The 441-nt window shown below is 55.6% G+C and carries 1 protein-coding gene; it reads left to right on the top strand.

Annotated features, from left to right (window positions below):
* Positions 1-16: 16 nt before the first annotated feature.
* On the top strand, positions 17-441 hold a 425-nt coding region (locus tag LPA54_RS39090), incomplete at its 3' end, for a GTP-binding protein (protein WP_228985146.1).

Genomic DNA, 441 nt, shown 5'->3' with positions numbered 1-441 from the left:
ATATATGAGGGAGCAGATGTCCGCGCCTCAGCCTGGCAGTACAGATCCGGCCGTCATCCGGAACTTCTGTATCATTGCACACATTGACCACGGCAAGTCGACCCTAGCTGATCGGATGTTGCAAATCACTGGTGTCCTTGACGAGCGCAGTGCTCGCGCCCAGTACTTAGACCGCATGGATATTGAGCGGGAACGCGGAATCACCATCAAGTCCCAGGCAGTGCGGATGCCGTGGGAGGTTGACGGTGTCACTCACCTTCTCAACATGATCGACACTCCTGGGCACGTCGACTTCTCCTACGAGGTATCCAGATCTCTGCAGGCCTGTGAAGGAGCGATTTTGCTCGTCGACGCGGCTCAGGGCATCGAAGCCCAGACGTTAGCCAACCTGTATCTGGCTTTGGAAGCTGATCTGGAGATCATTCCGGTGCTCAACAAGAT

The sequence above is a fragment of the Streptomyces sp. DH12 genome (assembly GCF_020873895.1).
Taxonomy (GTDB): Bacteria; Actinomycetota; Actinomycetes; order Streptomycetales; family Streptomycetaceae; genus Streptomyces.
Note: the sequence above shows the minus strand (reverse complement) of the source record. Positions and strands in the feature narration are given on the sequence as shown.